Annotated in this window: 12 protein-coding genes; all 12 read right to left on the bottom strand. The window is 53.1% G+C overall.

Features of this window, described 5'->3' with window-relative positions; all coding sequences use genetic code 11:
- Nucleotides 1-86: 86 nt before the first annotated feature.
- A complete protein-coding gene (locus tag ACJMM9_RS00240) occupies nt 87-1,772 on the bottom strand; it encodes a Na/Pi cotransporter family protein (RefSeq protein ID WP_405322757.1) in 1,686 nt (561 codons plus the stop codon).
- A 306-nt stretch (nt 1,773-2,078) separates the two neighbouring features.
- Nucleotides 2,079-2,564 carry a 2-C-methyl-D-erythritol 2,4-cyclodiphosphate synthase gene (ispF, locus tag ACJMM9_RS00235; protein WP_405322755.1) on the bottom strand — a complete coding sequence of 162 codons (486 nt, stop codon included), beginning with the start codon at nt 2,562-2,564 and terminating at the stop codon, nt 2,079-2,081.
- Nucleotides 2,565-2,639: 75 nt separating this feature from the next.
- Entirely contained in the window at nt 2,640-3,425 is a 786-nt protein-coding gene (locus tag ACJMM9_RS00230) for a hypothetical protein (protein WP_405322753.1), read from the bottom strand.
- Between the two features lie 93 nt (nt 3,426-3,518).
- Nucleotides 3,519-5,003 (bottom strand): NADH-quinone oxidoreductase subunit N, encoded by a 1,485-nt coding sequence (locus ACJMM9_RS00225; protein WP_405322751.1) that lies wholly within the window; start codon nt 5,001-5,003, stop codon nt 3,519-3,521.
- Complete coding sequence (locus ACJMM9_RS00220) at nt 4,993-6,636, bottom strand: NuoM family protein (protein WP_405322749.1); 1,644 nt, start codon at nt 6,634-6,636, stop codon at nt 4,993-4,995. The genes ACJMM9_RS00225 and ACJMM9_RS00220 overlap by 11 nt, the downstream gene beginning before the upstream one ends.
- Nucleotides 6,636-8,630, bottom strand: a complete 1,995-nt coding sequence (gene nuoL, locus ACJMM9_RS00215) for an NADH-quinone oxidoreductase subunit L (protein ID WP_405322746.1) — start codon at nt 8,628-8,630, stop codon at nt 6,636-6,638. The genes ACJMM9_RS00220 and nuoL overlap by 1 nt, the downstream gene beginning before the upstream one ends.
- 6 nt (nt 8,631-8,636) lie before the next feature.
- On the bottom strand, nt 8,637-8,951 hold the full coding sequence (nuoK, locus tag ACJMM9_RS00210; protein ID WP_073423383.1) for an NADH-quinone oxidoreductase subunit NuoK: 315 nt from the start codon (nt 8,949-8,951) through the stop codon (nt 8,637-8,639).
- A complete protein-coding gene (locus ACJMM9_RS00205) occupies nt 8,951-9,493 on the bottom strand; it encodes an NADH-quinone oxidoreductase subunit J (RefSeq protein ID WP_405322744.1) in 543 nt (180 codons plus the stop codon). The genes nuoK and ACJMM9_RS00205 overlap by 1 nt, the downstream gene beginning before the upstream one ends.
- Nucleotides 9,493-10,059 carry an NADH-quinone oxidoreductase subunit I gene (locus ACJMM9_RS00200; RefSeq protein ID WP_072827540.1) on the bottom strand — a complete coding sequence of 189 codons (567 nt, stop codon included), beginning with the start codon at nt 10,057-10,059 and terminating at the stop codon, nt 9,493-9,495. Before ACJMM9_RS00200 ends, ACJMM9_RS00205 begins: the two co-directional genes overlap by 1 nt.
- Entirely contained in the window at nt 10,059-11,414 is a 1,356-nt protein-coding gene (locus ACJMM9_RS00195) for an NADH-quinone oxidoreductase subunit H (RefSeq protein WP_405322741.1), read from the bottom strand. Before ACJMM9_RS00195 ends, ACJMM9_RS00200 begins: the two co-directional genes overlap by 1 nt.
- Entirely contained in the window at nt 11,414-13,003 is a 1,590-nt protein-coding gene (locus ACJMM9_RS00190; RefSeq protein WP_405322739.1) for a 2Fe-2S iron-sulfur cluster-binding protein, read from the bottom strand. Before ACJMM9_RS00190 ends, ACJMM9_RS00195 begins: the two co-directional genes overlap by 1 nt.
- A gap of 4 nt (nt 13,004-13,007) precedes the next feature.
- On the bottom strand, nt 13,008-14,315 hold the full coding sequence (nuoF, locus tag ACJMM9_RS00185) for an NADH-quinone oxidoreductase subunit NuoF (protein WP_405322737.1): 1,308 nt from the start codon (nt 14,313-14,315) through the stop codon (nt 13,008-13,010).
- Nucleotide 14,316 lies beyond the last annotated feature (1 nt).

Raw genomic sequence — 14,316 nt, 5'->3', positions numbered from 1 at the left:
AAAGGGACTCTTTCGAGTCCCATTTTGTAATTCATTGTCACATGCGCATTTCAACACACATTTTCAGCGCATTCCAACACGGACGCTTAAACGGACAGTCTTCTGTTGGCGTGGGCTTCGACCACATTCACGATGTAGTCGCCGAGCTTTTCGCAGTCGTTCACGACATCCATGTAGTGAACGCCCATCTGGTAGCTGTACTTCTGCGTTTCGATATCCGCCACGTTCTTTTCCTTGAGGAGCTTGCGGTAATCGTTGATTTCGTTTTCGAAGTTCAGTGTGCGGTTCACATCCACTTGCGGCATGTCATTCAAGACACCGATCATGTGCGTCATAGCGTTATCGCAAAGCTGCATGATATGCTTGATATGTTCCAGTTGTTCCTGAGTGAAATCTTCCTTGGTCCTGAACTTGCGATTGATAGCACGGGCCATGTTATAGCAGGCGTCGCCCATACTTTCGATTTCAGAAATTTCCTTGAGCATGCACTGCAAAGCCGTCTTACTTTCCGGACTCAAGCGGCCTTCGCCGACCTTGTTCAGGTAATCGCCAATTTCAATTTCCATGTTGTCGCTGATGCCTTCGTACTTTTCAATGCGGGCAAAGAGCTTCACAAAATCGTTCTCGTTCTTCAAAGCCAGAAGGTCTGGAATAAAGTGGAACATCTTCTGCGTACGCACAGCAAACAAGCTGATTTCCTTGCGGGCTTCGAGGAGCGAAAGTTCAGGCGTCCCCATCAAGCCAGAGCTGATGAAGTGCAAGCGGGAATCCTCTTCTTCTTCGGAATTCTTCGGCTTGATAATGCGGCAAACGAACTTTTCAATGTACTTGATAAACCAAATCTGGAGGAAGGTATTCGAGACGTTGAATGCAGAATGGAATGTGGCAAGCACCACGGAAATCTTCGCGAGGTTGGCGGCATAGCCTTCGTCGCCCGGGCGGACGCCAAGGTCAAAACCGACCACATGGCAAACAGCGCCGAGGAACCACTTGAGCACAATCACCACCCAAATCACGCCGATAACGTTAATCGTGAAGTGAGCGAGAGCGGCGCGGCGAGCCTGCGTATTGGCCGAGAGCGCCACAATGTTTGCCGTAATCGTCGTACCGATGTTTTCGCCAAGCACAAGCATAATGCCCTGGTCAATGTGCAAAACGCCGGTCGAGCAGAGGATCATCGTGATAGCCATAATCGCAGCCGAAGACTGCACACAGAGCGTAAGCACCGTACCCATCACAAGGAAGAACAGCGAATTGAAGAAGTTCGGGTCGCTAAAGTGAGCAAAGAACGAACTGATAGAAGCGCTTGCGCTCGGATCCTGCACAACGGCAAAGCCCGTTTCCTTGAGCGTCGTAAGGCCCAAGAAGAGGAAGCCGACACCGAACAAGAATTCACCCACAACGCGCTTCTTGTTCATGTAAACTAGGATAATGCCGATGAAGAACGCCGGATACACAAAGTTTGCGATGTTGAACGAGAACCCAAGGCTCATGATCCATGCGGTAACCGTCGTACCGATGTGAGCGCCGAGGATAATCGAAATCGCCTGCATGAGAGTCAAAAGCCCCGCATTAACAAAAGAGACCGTCATCAACGTGGTGGCGGTCGAACTCTGTACAGAGGCAGTAACAAACATACCGGTGAGCATACCCGTAAAACGGTTCGTGGTCATCGTGCCGAGAACATGTCTCAGCTGCGGACCAGCCATTTTCTGCAAGGCTTCACTCATCGACTTCATGCCGAACATGAGGAGCGCCAAGCAACCCAACATTTTAAGAGCCATCCAGGCCATATAGTGTTTTCCTATGTTGCGCCACTACCGGATCATCGTCGCTGCCTTTCAGCTAGTTCGGACTCATGGCGGTGAATTGTTTTTGTAAAACCAATGTAAAATATATAAAGTCGGTGTAAAATATAGAAAAAAGCTAGGTAAAATAGCTCGCAAAAAACAAGAGAACCCCGGTCGCGTTGAACCGAGGACAACATTCTAGTAGACGGTAGACAGTAGGAAGTATCCTGTCAAATGTAACAGGATTCTTCACATCGCTCCGTTCGTTCAGAATGACGTTTGAAACAATTAAATAGAGCGGACCATCGCAACGGCCTGGCTTGCAATACCTTCGCCGCGACCCGTGAAGCCGAGCTTTTCGGTCGTCGTGCCCTTGATGCCAATCTGCTTCACGTCAAGGCCAAGCACACGCGCTATATTTGCCTTCATAGTCTCCTTGTGCGGGTTCACCTTCGGGCGTTCGCACATCACGATGCTATCGATATTGATGATTTCGTAGCCCGCCTTCTTGACTTCTTCGCCGACCTTGCGCAAGAGTTCCAAGCTGTCAGCGCCCTTGAATGCCGGGTCCGTATCCGGGAAGTATGTGCCGATGTCGCCGAGGCCAGCAGCCCCGAGCAACGCGTCGCTAATCGCATGCAAAAGCACGTCTGCATCGCTGTGGCCGAGCAAACCCTTTTCGTACGGGATGTCCACGCCACCGATAATGCACTTGCGGCCTTCCACCAGCTTGTGAACGTCAAAACCAATACCAGAACGATAAATCTTATCCATAAATAGTCCTTTTTTGCGCTTGGAAAAATAAAAAAAATCGGCTTTACAATTCAACTCCCAAAAATCTGAGCTAACTCATTTTTCATTCAAATTCAATGGGAAATTTTCAGAGCACCTTTTATCTTCCGGTTCTGTTACATCCCATTTCAATTTACCATCAACTATAGAAGGAGTTATCGTCCATGTAGATTGATTCGGACATTCAAAATGGAGTTTATAAGATATCTTCAATCCTGCATTCAAATCTATAAATTCAAAATATTTAAAATATGATGCAAAACCAATCTGTTCAAAACTTCCTATTTGATGTTCCTTATCAAAAAACAACCCTTGTTTTTCCAAATAGTCGCTAACACCAGCATTCAAAACCGTTACGACCCGTGTTTTTAATTCATTACTTATGGTTTCAGATATATTGAAAAAATCTCCCCCAAAAAACACGTAGGTCAAATTAAAAGCAAGTCCTAGAATGGCTACTATTTTCATCCATAAGCCACCCCTATACTTCTTGCCATTTACTTTATTAGCATAACGACCGTTCGCTATTGTCCATGCATCTATAAAAACAAGCACCGCAACAACAAGAATCATTATTCCAGCAATCAAGTCCAAGCCATACGTACGTTTCCCTAAGAACATTACAAAGGAAACCGCAACAGGGATGGTAAAGCAAGAAATAACGGTCATTGACAAATAGAGCAATCCTCTTAGAGTTTTGCCGCTAATGAAACAGTGGACTCCCAATTCCCCCATAATTTGACAAAGCCAAAAAATCAGAGTTCCTTTAAATGTCTCTTTGTTCTTTTCATCACATTTCGGAGTTGTCATATTAAAAAGTTCCTCTTCAAGAACAAAATACAAAAAAACATCCCGACTTTTTCAGCCGGGACGTTTTTTAAATCGTTAGATCATTCGACTCCGCGCCTTGCGCTTCGCTCAGGATGACAAGTTTGACTAGCCAATCAGTGCAAGTGCCGGGCGAGCGCTAATCACGAGGAGTGCGATAGCGGACACGGCAACAGCAAAGCGGAGCAAGTAAACATAGACGTAGTTTGCCTTGCAGCAGATATGGTCGCCACCACAGCACTTGTCGTCCTTTGCCGGGGCAAAGAGCACGTAGGCAATGCGGAGGTAGTAAACCGCAGCCACCAGGGAGAGGCCAAAGCCGATAGCGGCAAGCCAGCCGAGATCAGCATTGAAGGCTTCGGTGAACAGCGTGAACTTTGCAAGGAAACCAGCAACCGGCGGAAGGCCAGCAAGAGAGGCCAGGCACACAGCAACGCCAAGAGCCACGAACGGACGGCGGCGACCTGCACCCTGGAGGTCTTCGAGATTTTCCTTGCAATCTTCCCTGCCCGACATGTAGGCAATGCCCGTCAAGGCGCCCGCAGAGGCAATCGCATAAGTGATGAGGAAGTAGAACATCGGACCCATCTGGATTTCGCCCTTGCCGAGGTAATTCGGGACCAAGAGACCAATCACGATAAAGCCAGCGTTCATCACAGCAGAGAATGCCAAGATGCGACGCACAGACTTCTGAGCAAGGCCGCTAAATGCACCAATCACCATGGAAAGGAGAGCCACAACCAAGATCACGTAGAAAAGCGGCTTGGACGGATTTGCAACCGTCACCTTTTCAGCGAGGTTCCAAACAGCTTCGGCACCGGAGCGCGTCACGAGAACGCTTACCCAGACCGTACCGAGAGCGGCAAGAGCACCGACCTTCACGACAGCGGCCATAAAGCCCGTCACAGCGACAGAAGCGCCCGTATAGACGTCAGCCACCCAGAAGTGGAGCGGAGCAGCGCCAGCCTTGAAGAGGAGACCTGCAATCACAAAGAGCATACCGACGCTGTAGATGGCCATACGGCCTTCGAGCACGTGACCGCAGAAATGCGTCGAACCCGTTGCACCGTAAATCAGCGAAACACCGTAGAGGAAGATTGCGCTGAAAACAGCACCCGAGACGAAGTACTTGAACACGCCTTCGTTAGCGTTCACGTCCTTACGGCGGATGCCCACGAGAGCGTAAATCGGGAAGCTCGTGAGTTCCATCGCAATGAACAAGGCGACAAAGTCGATAGCCTGCGTCATGAGCATGGCACCGCTAGTGGCAAGCATCATGAGGCCATAAGCTTCACCGCCCTTGAACTGTTCACGGCCAAGAGTCCACTGGAGGCCCGAAATGCCGAGGAAACCGCAAAGGAGGATAGCCATGCAAAGCACACGGCGAACCGGGTCCATCGCGTAAAGGTTCAAGAGAGCTTCGGTCTTAGCGTAGTACAAAGCAACAACGCCAAGAGCAATGAAGAAAGCTGCCACCCAAGGAAGAACCTTGTGCTTGTTTTCGTCGCGCAAGAACGGTTCAGCAGCGAGAGCCACCATGCCGCCCAGGACCACGAAGATCACCGGCAAGAGATAGACAAGATTACTTAGCATCGGAAGCCTCCTTCACAGACTTTTCAGATTTTGCATCACCGGAAGCGTTTTCGCCCTTCATCTGAGCGATGATCGAAGCGCGTTCGTCATCCTTGAAGCCGGCAGCGGCAAGCGTCGAATCCAGCTGGTGGATTTCTTCGGTCGTCATCGGAGCTTCGCCGTTGTTGAGAGCGGCACTGTTCAGCACCTGGGCTGCAGCCGGGTCTTCGTTCACGTCAGCTTCGTTGAGGGAATCCGTCACGTATGCCGGATGGAAACCGAACACGAGGAGGAGCAAGAGCATCACGGCGATGCTAACGCCTTCGAGCGGCATCGTGCAACGGCCTTCTTCGTATTCACGAGCCTGCTTACCGAAGATGACCTTCTGGATAAAGCGGAGCATGTATGCAGCGGAGAGGATCAAGGTAAATCCTGCCACGAGAGCCGGGAGCGGACCCATGTCCCACAAAGTGAGGAGCACGGAGAATTCACCGACGAAGCCTGCCGTACCAGGAACCGCAAGAGCCATCACGCCAGCAAAGCCAAAGAGCGTACTGAACACCGGATTCTTGGAAGAAAGACCGCCAAGTTTGTCAAGTTCGCGTGTACCCGCCATGCGTTCTGCAATACCCATGAGGTAGAACTGGGCACCAGCCGAAATGCCGTGAGCGACGAGCAACACGAGCACAGCCGGGAGCATAGCTTCAGAAAGGCTGAACACGCCAGCCACAGCGAGGCCCAAATGGCCCATGGAGCTGAAAGCGAGGAGCTTCTTGCCGTCCGTTGCGCGGAGAGCCATGAGAGCACCGTAAACAGCCGTGAAGAGGCCAAGCCACATCATGCAAGAGACTGCGCTCATCGAGAGCGGGAAAATCGGGAGAATCCAGACGATAAAGCCAAACACCCCAGCCTTACTCATTGCACCCGTGAGGATTGCAGAGAGCGGAGCCGGAGCTTCGGCGTAAGTGATCGCCTGCCAGCCGTGGAACGGGAAAATCGGAGTCTTCACGAGGAATGCGAGGAGGAAGCACACGAGAAGCACATTCTGGGTGCCTTCCGGGAGGCCCTGGACAGCAATAGCAAGCGAGATGAGCGTCGAGTTATCGGCAACCGTCAAGATGTACCAGAGAGCGACCATCATCGGAGCAGAACCGACCAGCGTGTAGATTGCAAACGTCATCGCAGCCTTCATTCTGTCCTTGCCACCGAAACCAGCGATGAGAACCGCAGCCGGGATCACCATGGCTTCGAAGAAGAAGAAGAAGAGCACAGCATCAGCCGCAAGGAAGGTGCCGTTCATGGCGCCCATCAAGGAGAAGATGCCGATAGCGAAGTTGCGATAGCTCCTGCAAGTGATTCCACGAGCAGAAATCAAGGACACGAGAGAAAGACCGCTGGAGAGGAACACCATCCAAGAGGCCAGTCCGTGACTCGTCAGGTAGTAGTAGACAGGTCCCTTGCAGCCAGGAATCTGGAACCATTCAATAGCTTCCGTCGAAACGCTACCGCCTGCAATCAAGGCGACAGACATGGCCGTAAAGCCGATGCCCATCAGAATAGCAAGGCGGGAAGAAGACTTGGAGTCTTCCTTGGACGTCATCACCATGAGGATGGCGGCAACGAACGGGGCGAGGACAAGGAGATGTAACAGCATTAGAGAGAACCTCCAGTCAAAAGAACAATAGCCACAAGCGCGACCAAGCCCACAATGCTAAGGGCGATCTGGACGCGAACCTTGCGCACCTGGAACGAGGCGGCACCGTCACCGAGAATCGTTGCGATTGCACCAATCGTCCACTGGGCAGCCGCGAGAATCTTGTCGACAACGACATCGCAAATCCATGCAAGTACGTTAACCGGGATGATGCCCACGTACTTGTGGATGGAATCGAACAGGAATGTCCACGTAGCCTTGCCACCTTCAGGAGCGGAGCTACCCTTGGCAGCCGGGATACGGGCATTGGCGTAAATCTTGTAAGCGATGAACATACCGAGGAGGGCTGCCACCGTACCGAGAGCGGCAAAGACCACCGGGTTCACGTGAGCCAAGACAGCCGGGGTGTTGTAAGCCTGAGCGGCGCCAACGACCGGAGCAAGCGTTTCGGCAAAGAACTTGATGCCAATGGAATCGGCCCAGAGGTAACCGGCAAACACGGCACCGAAAGCGAGAATCACCATCGGGATGAGCATGACCGCCGGAGCTTCGTGGATGTGTTCTTCACTTTCCTTGGAACCGCGGTAGCTACCGAAGAACGTAAGGATAATGAGGCGACCCATGTAGACAGCCGTAATCACAGCCGTAGCAAGGCCAACACCGTAAACGACACCGTTCAGCGGAATGTTAGGCACTTCGGCACCAAAGACGGTGAAGCCCGGAATGAACATCGAGCAGTTCATGAACAGGCGTTCAAGAATCAGGTCCTTGGACCAGAAACCGGCAAAACCCGGGAAACCGACAATCGCGAGGAACGCAAAGATCATCACGCAGGCGGTCACCGGAGTCTTCTTCAAAAGGCCACCCATCTTGCGCATGTCCTGTTCGCCCGAGAGAGCGTGAATCACGGCACCAGCGCCAAGGAAGAGAGCCGCCTTGAAGAAGGCATGCGTAAACACATGGAAGATAGAAGCGTCAAAGGCGCAAACGCCAGAAGCCATGAACATGTAACCGAGCTGGCTAATGGTCGAGTAAGCAAGAACCTTCTTGATGTCGTTCTGGAAGAGACCAGCAACAGCAGCCCAGAAAGCAGTGAGCATACCGACGATCACGATAATGTCGAGTACGACCGGGAGGAGAGCAAACATACTGCCGAGACGAGCGAGCAAATAGACACCGGAGGTCACCATCGTTGCGGCATGGATCAAGGCAGACACCGGAGTCGGACCCGCCATAGCATCCGGGAGCCAGGTGAGGAGCGGAATCTGAGCAGACTTACCCGTGCAACCGATGAAGAAGAGAATTCCAGCAATAGAGAGAACAGGGATGACCAATTCAACGTGATTACCGCTGATGACCATGCTGATGAAGTTCGTAAGCACATCGTAGTTGAGGATAGCAGAGCCACCGATCGTCACGAGGCAGAGCATACCGAGCAAGAAGCCGATATCGCCCACGCGGTTCACGATGAAAGCCTTATTTGCGGCCTTGCAGTTCTTGATATCCTTGTTCCAGAAACCGATGAGGAGGTAAGAGCAGAGGCCCACGCCTTCCCAACCGAGGAACGTGAGGAGCAAGTTGTCCGAGAGCACGAGCACGATCATGCTGAACAAGAAGAGGTTGATGTAGGCGAAGTAACGGGCAAAACCGCGGTCGCCGTGCATGTAACCAATCGAGTAGAGAGCGATGAGAGAGCCGATGCCCGTCACGAACAGGAGCATGATGCGGGAAAGACCATCGAACAGGAATCCGATATCCACGCGGAACATCGGGATGTCAATCCAGTTGCAGAGCGTTTCACGGACGCCGCCTTCCGGCATGTTGAGCGAAAGGAGAGCGACACCTGCAAAGGAGAGCGCCGGGAAGAGGACTGCGAGAGTTCCAACGAAACCTTCAGCAGGCCCCTTCTTGCTGCCCGAAGAAATGACGGCGATAGCACCGAGGATAATGCATCCCAACAGCGGGAAGAGAGGTATCAAACCAAGAGAAATCATTGCTTATTACCCCTTCATGTTAGAATACGTGTCGGCGTCAACGCTTTCACGGTTGCGGAAAATGAGGATGACCATGGCAAGGCCGACGCAAGCTTCAGCTGCGGCAACTGCGATGGAGAACAGCGGAACCACCTGGCCCACAATGCTTGCATCCGCAGGCAGAGTCTTTGCAAAGCCCACGAAGGAGAGGTTCACGGCGTTCAGGGCGAGTTCAACGCCCATCAGCACAAAGAACACATTGCGGCGAGAGACCGCGACCATGAGGCCGATGGCGAAAATGACCAGGGCCAAGATCTGAACATATATAGCTTGGAGTTCCATTAGTGTTTATCCTCCGTTTTTTCGGATTCCACAGAACCAAGGCGCTTCTTGGCGAGAAGCACTGCGGCACCCATGGCAGAAAGCAGAAGCACACCGAGGACTTCGAAAAGCACGAAGTAACCCGGGCCTGTCTGAGCTACATCAAAGAGAGTCTTGGAAGTGATTGCCACAGATCCGCGAATCGTCGCTGCATCGAATGCAATCGGAGAGCGGACAAGGGCAAAGCCTACGAGACCGGCAAGCACGATGACGGCAGGAATCACGAAGAGCGAGACCTTGTCAAACATCGGCGTGTGGGAGTCACGGGCGCCATTCAAGACCATGATCACGAACGTAAGGAGCATCATAATTGCACCTGCGTAGACCATGATCTGCACGACGCCGAGGAACGGGCTTCCGAGAAGGCCGTAGATACCGGCAAGAGACACCATCGAGGCGACCAGCGAGAGGGCGCCATAAAGCGGGTGTCTAGAGAGGAGTACGCAAACGGCGCTGCCGACTGCGATTACTGCGAGGACAATGAAATAAATCAATGCAAGCATTATTTGACCTCCATGCCCCAGACCTTGCGGGCCTCGGCATTCTTTGTACCGCCCGGAGCCATCTGGCTCTGTTCGTCATTCGGGTAATCCTTCGGATCCCAGTTGGTGAGATCGTAAAGGTGAGCCACGAAGTCTTCGCGGGAACGGTGTTCGAAAATGATTTGCTTCGTATCCATGCGGAGGGCATCGACCGGGCAAGCTTCTGCGCAAAGGCCGCAGAACACGCAAGTCAAGTGGTCGATGTCAAAGCGCATCACGCGCTTTTCGATACGCGGGTCATCGCTCTGCGTTGCTTCAATGAAGATGCAGTGGGCAGGGCAAGCCGCAGCGCACATGCCGCAGGCCACACAGCGAGGCGTACCATCCGGGCGAAGCATCAAGCGGTGCTTGGCACGGTAGGTATTGCGAACTTCGGGCTGACCTTCCGGGTAAGAAATCGTCGGGAGTTCTTCGTAACGGAACAAGCCGCGAGCCGCATGCTTAAGGGTTGTCCACAGACCGCGAATAGCCTCGAAAATGTAAAGGCGTTCGATGACGGTCATCGGTTTTTGCTTAATAACGCGCATTAGTTACCCCCTAAAAGTTTTGCAATGACCGCAGTCACCACGAGGTTGATGAGGGCGATATTCAAGATAATCTTCCAGCCGAGGTGCATCACATGGTCATAGCGGAAGCGCGGGAGCGTCCAGCGGACCCAAATCCAGACCCAGCAGAAGATGAGGCTCTTTGCCACAAGAACGAGCAAGTGGATGAGTGCCGTACCGACGGCAGTAGCAAAGCTACCGACAGCGAGGCCGTTCACCACGAAGTTTTCAGGATTGTAGAAGAACCAGGCGGCGATACCGAGAGCGATGAATGCTGCGGTAGCAACCCAAGCCACAATCTTGTAGAGCTTGTATTCCTTGAGAATCTCAAAGCGGTGCGTAAGATTCGTAGCCTTGAGCTTGCGGGAATAGCGGTAAATCATGTGGAGGAAAGCGAGAGCGATGAAAGCGAGCACGCCACAGAGAATGGCAAGGGAGCCACCCATGTGTTCCTGCATCGTTTCGGTCGTCACGAACGGAACTGCATAACCACCGAGGAACAGCGTTGCAATGAGGAAGCTGTTGATGCAGATGTGCGAGTATTCGCCCATGTAGAAGAGACCGAACTGCATAGCGCCATATTCCGTGTGGTAACCGGCGACGAGTTCAGGTTCACCTTCAGCGACGTCGAACGGAGCACGGCCCGTTTCAGCAATGCTAGCAATGAGGAAGCAGAAGAATGCGACCGGCTGGGCAACAATGCCCCACACGTGATTTTCCTGCCACTGCACAATGTCCGTGAGGTTGAAAGAACCGGCGAGGAGCAAAATGCCCATGAGCGAAAGTCCGAGGCAGACTTCGTAGCTGATGGTCATAGAGCTCGTACGGAGAGCGCCCAGGAAGCTGTACTTGGACTTGGAAGCCCAACCAGCGAGCATGGCACCGTAAGCCGAGATGGAGGAGAAGCCGAAGAGCAAGAGTACGCCCACATCGGAATCGATGATGGAACCTGCAATGCGGACCGTTTCGCCACCCCAGTCAAAGATCATCGGTCCAAACCACGGGATCACGCACGGGGAGAGGAACACGATAGCGAACGGGATTGCCGGAGCTACATAGTAAAGGAGCTTGTTCACGCCAGCCGGTGCAAACATTTCCTTGAAGAAGAGCTTCGTACCGTCGCACATGTTCTGCACGTAACCGAGCAAGCGGATCTTGCCGAAGTACGGGATCTTGATGTAGGAGCGGTTCGGGCCCTGACGGTCTTGCATGAAGCCAGCGCCACGACGTTCCATCGGGATTAAAAGAAGGATGTAAAGGACTGGCACGAAGCAGAATGCGAACTTCGCAATCGTGATTGCCCATTCAATCCAGGTTTTGGATTCAATAATATCCATTATGCGTTACCTCCCAGGAGCTTTCCTGTGCTCTTGATGGCATCATAGGTAATGTCGGCGAAAGCCGGCACGTATTCACGAGCCTTCTTGAAAGCTTCGCAAGCCGAATTGAACTTGTTACCAGCCAAAGCGGAAATCACTTCGTAAGCCGGGGCAAGCTTTTCGTCCGGGCAAGTCGGAGCGGCAGAGAGCTTCTGCAAGATGTTGAGGCTGTTGACCATCGTGCCCTGGACTTCGCTCCAGTGGCGGATACCGAAAGCGACCTTGGCCTTCTTGGCGGTAGCGTCATCGAAAGCGGAAAGGGCGATGCGGTTCGAAATTTTGTCGAGAGCCTTGGCTGCAGCAGCGTCTTCGCCGTAGAGGTCGGCGTTCACGGTGATGAGATTGCTGAATTCGCCTGCACGCTTGAGGAGTTCTGCCACATCGGCAAAGCCCATGAGCTGCATACCGGCGCGGTTTGCCACCGGGTCACCGCTCTTAGCGATACCGTCCGGAGCACCCACCTTGAGGAGGGAACCACCGAAGAGTTCGGCGCGGTCACCGAGCGTTTCCTTGAGCATCTTGAGAGCAGCGAGGTCTTCGTTCGTGCAGGAGCCACCGGCCACCAAAGCAACCTTGCCGCCGCCAATCTGGAGAGCGGAAGCGTCAATTGCCGGCAAACGGTTCTTGTCGAACTGCTGGAAAGCGAGACGGCTCGTATTGGAGAGCCAGCTGCGGTTCACTTCCGGGTTGCAACGCGGCATCACGCGGTAGATGCGGCCATCGGCATGATCAAGCCAGATGTTTGCACCGAGGGAGTCGTCCATCGAAATCGTCGGCGTATGGGCAAGGAGCCAAACGCGCTTCTGGAAGCGGAAGTACTTTGCCGTCATGGCGCCCGTCGGGCATACGTCCGTAACACAGAGGTCGTATTCGTGGTCGAGCTTTTCGCCCGGGAAGGTAGTAATGTAAGTATGGTCGGCACGGCCAGCAAGCTGGAGCTGTTCGTCCTTGGCGATGCTACGCATAAAGCGTACGCAACGGTCGCACTGCACGCAACGTTCTTCGTCAAGCAAAATGCGCGGACCGATGTCCACATGCTTACCGCCACGGAGCTGACCCTTCGCATCAATGAACTGATGTTCCGGATTGCCGTGGTAATTCTTGCCGTATTCCGGACGGAGGCGGCCTTCGTTCTGGCCTGCTTCCATGTAGTTTTCCTGCAAGGTGCATTCACCGGCCTTGTCGCAAATCGGGCAATCGAGCGGGTGGTTCACCAGCATGAATTCCTGTGTGGCCTTGCGGGCGTTTTTCACGCGGGCGCTGGATGCCGGCGTATAAATCTTCATACCCGGAGTCACAGGAGTATAGCACGAAATCACGAGCATGCGACCACGCGGGCCTTCCTGCTCTACCAGGCACTGACGGCAGTTACCCGACACCGGCAAATACGGATGATAACATACGTGAGGAGTTTCAATCCCGACAGCCTTCAGGGCTTCGAGGAGGTTGGTATCGCCAGGAACCATCACGGCCTTGTCATCCACGAAGATTTCCACCTTCGGGCTTGCTTCGGTCGGGAGTTTCGGCATATTGTAGTAGTTACTCATATTATTACCAGAAAATTCCAGGACGACTTGTTTCTTGAATACGCGGTTTTGCGTGTTCGGGGTTCTTAGCGATATATTCGTCAAAGTCCGCACGGAACTTTGCAGTGTAGCTCGAGACCGGGCCACCCAAAGAAATGGAGAGCGGGCAAATCGTCACGCCGCCAAATCCGCTAGAAAGGCTCTGCATCAGTTCCACATCGCCATCGTGACCGTTGTGAGCCACCATCTGGTTCAAGATGCGGTGCAAGAGGCCTGTACCTTCACGGCACGGAGTGCACTGACCGCAAGATTCGTGGCTGTAGAAGTTGCCGAGGCAATTCAGGAGGTCAACCATGTTGTGCGTATCGTTAATCACGATCATAGCGCCAGAACCGAACATCGTCTTCATCGAGGCGAGACATTCGTAGTCCATCGTGGCGACTGCAGCTTCTTCTGCAGTAAGCGGAGCGCAAGAGGAACCGCCCGGGAGCACAGCCTTGAGCTTGCCACCCACAACGCCACCGGCGTAATCGTTAATCATAGTCATCATCGGAGTGCCGAGAGGAGCTTCATACACGCCCGGATTCTTCACGTCACCGGAAATGCAGAACACCTTCGTACCACCGGCGCGCGGCGTACCCATCTTGGCGTAGTCGCTCGGGTCGTGGCTCAAAATCCACGGAAGCGACATGATGGTTTCGACGTTGTTCACGCAGGTCGGGGATTTCCAGGCACCGCAAACAGCCGGGAACGGCGGCTTAAGGCGCGGTTGGCCCTTCTGGCCTTCAAGAGAGTTAATAAGAGCAGTTTCTTCACCGCAAATGTAGGCGCCAGCACCGCGATGCACAAAGATATCAAAGCTGAACTTCGTGCCGCAAATGTTTTCACCGAGGTAACCTGCAGCATAAGCCTGGTTCAAAGCCTTGTTCAAGGCTTCGATGCACGGGAGGAATTCGCCACGGCAGTAGATGTAGGCCGCGCGAGAGCCAAGTGCCCAAGCAGCGATGATAAGGCCTTCGATCAAGCGATGCGGATCTTCGAGCATGAGGAAGTGGTCCTTAAAGGTACCGCCTTCGCCTTCGTCAGCGTTTACGACAATGTAAACCGGCTTGCCCGTACCACGCGGCACAAAGCTCCACTTCATGCCTGTCGGGAAGCCAGCACCACCGCGTCCGCGGAGGTTAGAACGTTGCACGTAATCGATGAGCTCAAACTGGCTCATGTTGAACAAGCGTTCAGAAATGTTGGAGTAGCCACCCAGCTTCTTATAGACTTCGATGTCCTGGGCGCCCTTGCCAAAGTTCTGCGTACAAACTTTTACACATTCAGCCATA

The sequence above is a fragment of the Fibrobacter sp. genome, from assembly GCF_045112255.1.
Lineage (GTDB): Bacteria > Fibrobacterota > Fibrobacteria > Fibrobacterales > Fibrobacteraceae > Fibrobacter.
This window is presented reverse-complemented; position numbering and strand designations above follow the sequence as displayed.

What these genes read in the sequence shown, in the direction of transcription:
- ACJMM9_RS00225 (WP_405322751.1), bottom strand. Translation starts at nt 5,003, where the DNA reads ATGCTAAGTAATCTTGTCTATCTCTTGCCGGTGATCTTCGTGGTCCTG.
- ACJMM9_RS00200 (WP_072827540.1), bottom strand. Translation starts at nt 10,059, where the DNA reads ATGCGCGTTATTAAGCAAAAACCGATGACCGTCATCGAACGCCTTTAC.
- ACJMM9_RS00205 (WP_405322744.1), bottom strand. Translation starts at nt 9,493, where the DNA reads ATGCTTGCATTGATTTATTTCATTGTCCTCGCAGTAATCGCAGTCGGC.
- nuoF (WP_405322737.1), bottom strand. Translation starts at nt 14,315, where the DNA reads ATGGCTGAATGTGTAAAAGTTTGTACGCAGAACTTTGGCAAGGGCGCC.
- ACJMM9_RS00220 (WP_405322749.1), bottom strand. Translation starts at nt 6,636, where the DNA reads ATGCTGTTACATCTCCTTGTCCTCGCCCCGTTCGTTGCCGCCATCCTC.
- ACJMM9_RS00195 (WP_405322741.1), bottom strand. Translation starts at nt 11,414, where the DNA reads ATGGATATTATTGAATCCAAAACCTGGATTGAATGGGCAATCACGATT.
- ACJMM9_RS00190 (WP_405322739.1), bottom strand. Translation starts at nt 13,003, where the DNA reads ATGAGTAACTACTACAATATGCCGAAACTCCCGACCGAAGCAAGCCCG.
- ACJMM9_RS00240 (WP_405322757.1), bottom strand. Translation starts at nt 1,772, where the DNA reads ATGTTGGGTTGCTTGGCGCTCCTCATGTTCGGCATGAAGTCGATGAGT.
- ispF (WP_405322755.1), bottom strand. Translation starts at nt 2,564, where the DNA reads ATGGATAAGATTTATCGTTCTGGTATTGGTTTTGACGTTCACAAGCTG.
- nuoK (WP_073423383.1), bottom strand. Translation starts at nt 8,951, where the DNA reads ATGGAACTCCAAGCTATATATGTTCAGATCTTGGCCCTGGTCATTTTC.
- nuoL (WP_405322746.1), bottom strand. Translation starts at nt 8,630, where the DNA reads ATGATTTCTCTTGGTTTGATACCTCTCTTCCCGCTGTTGGGATGCATT.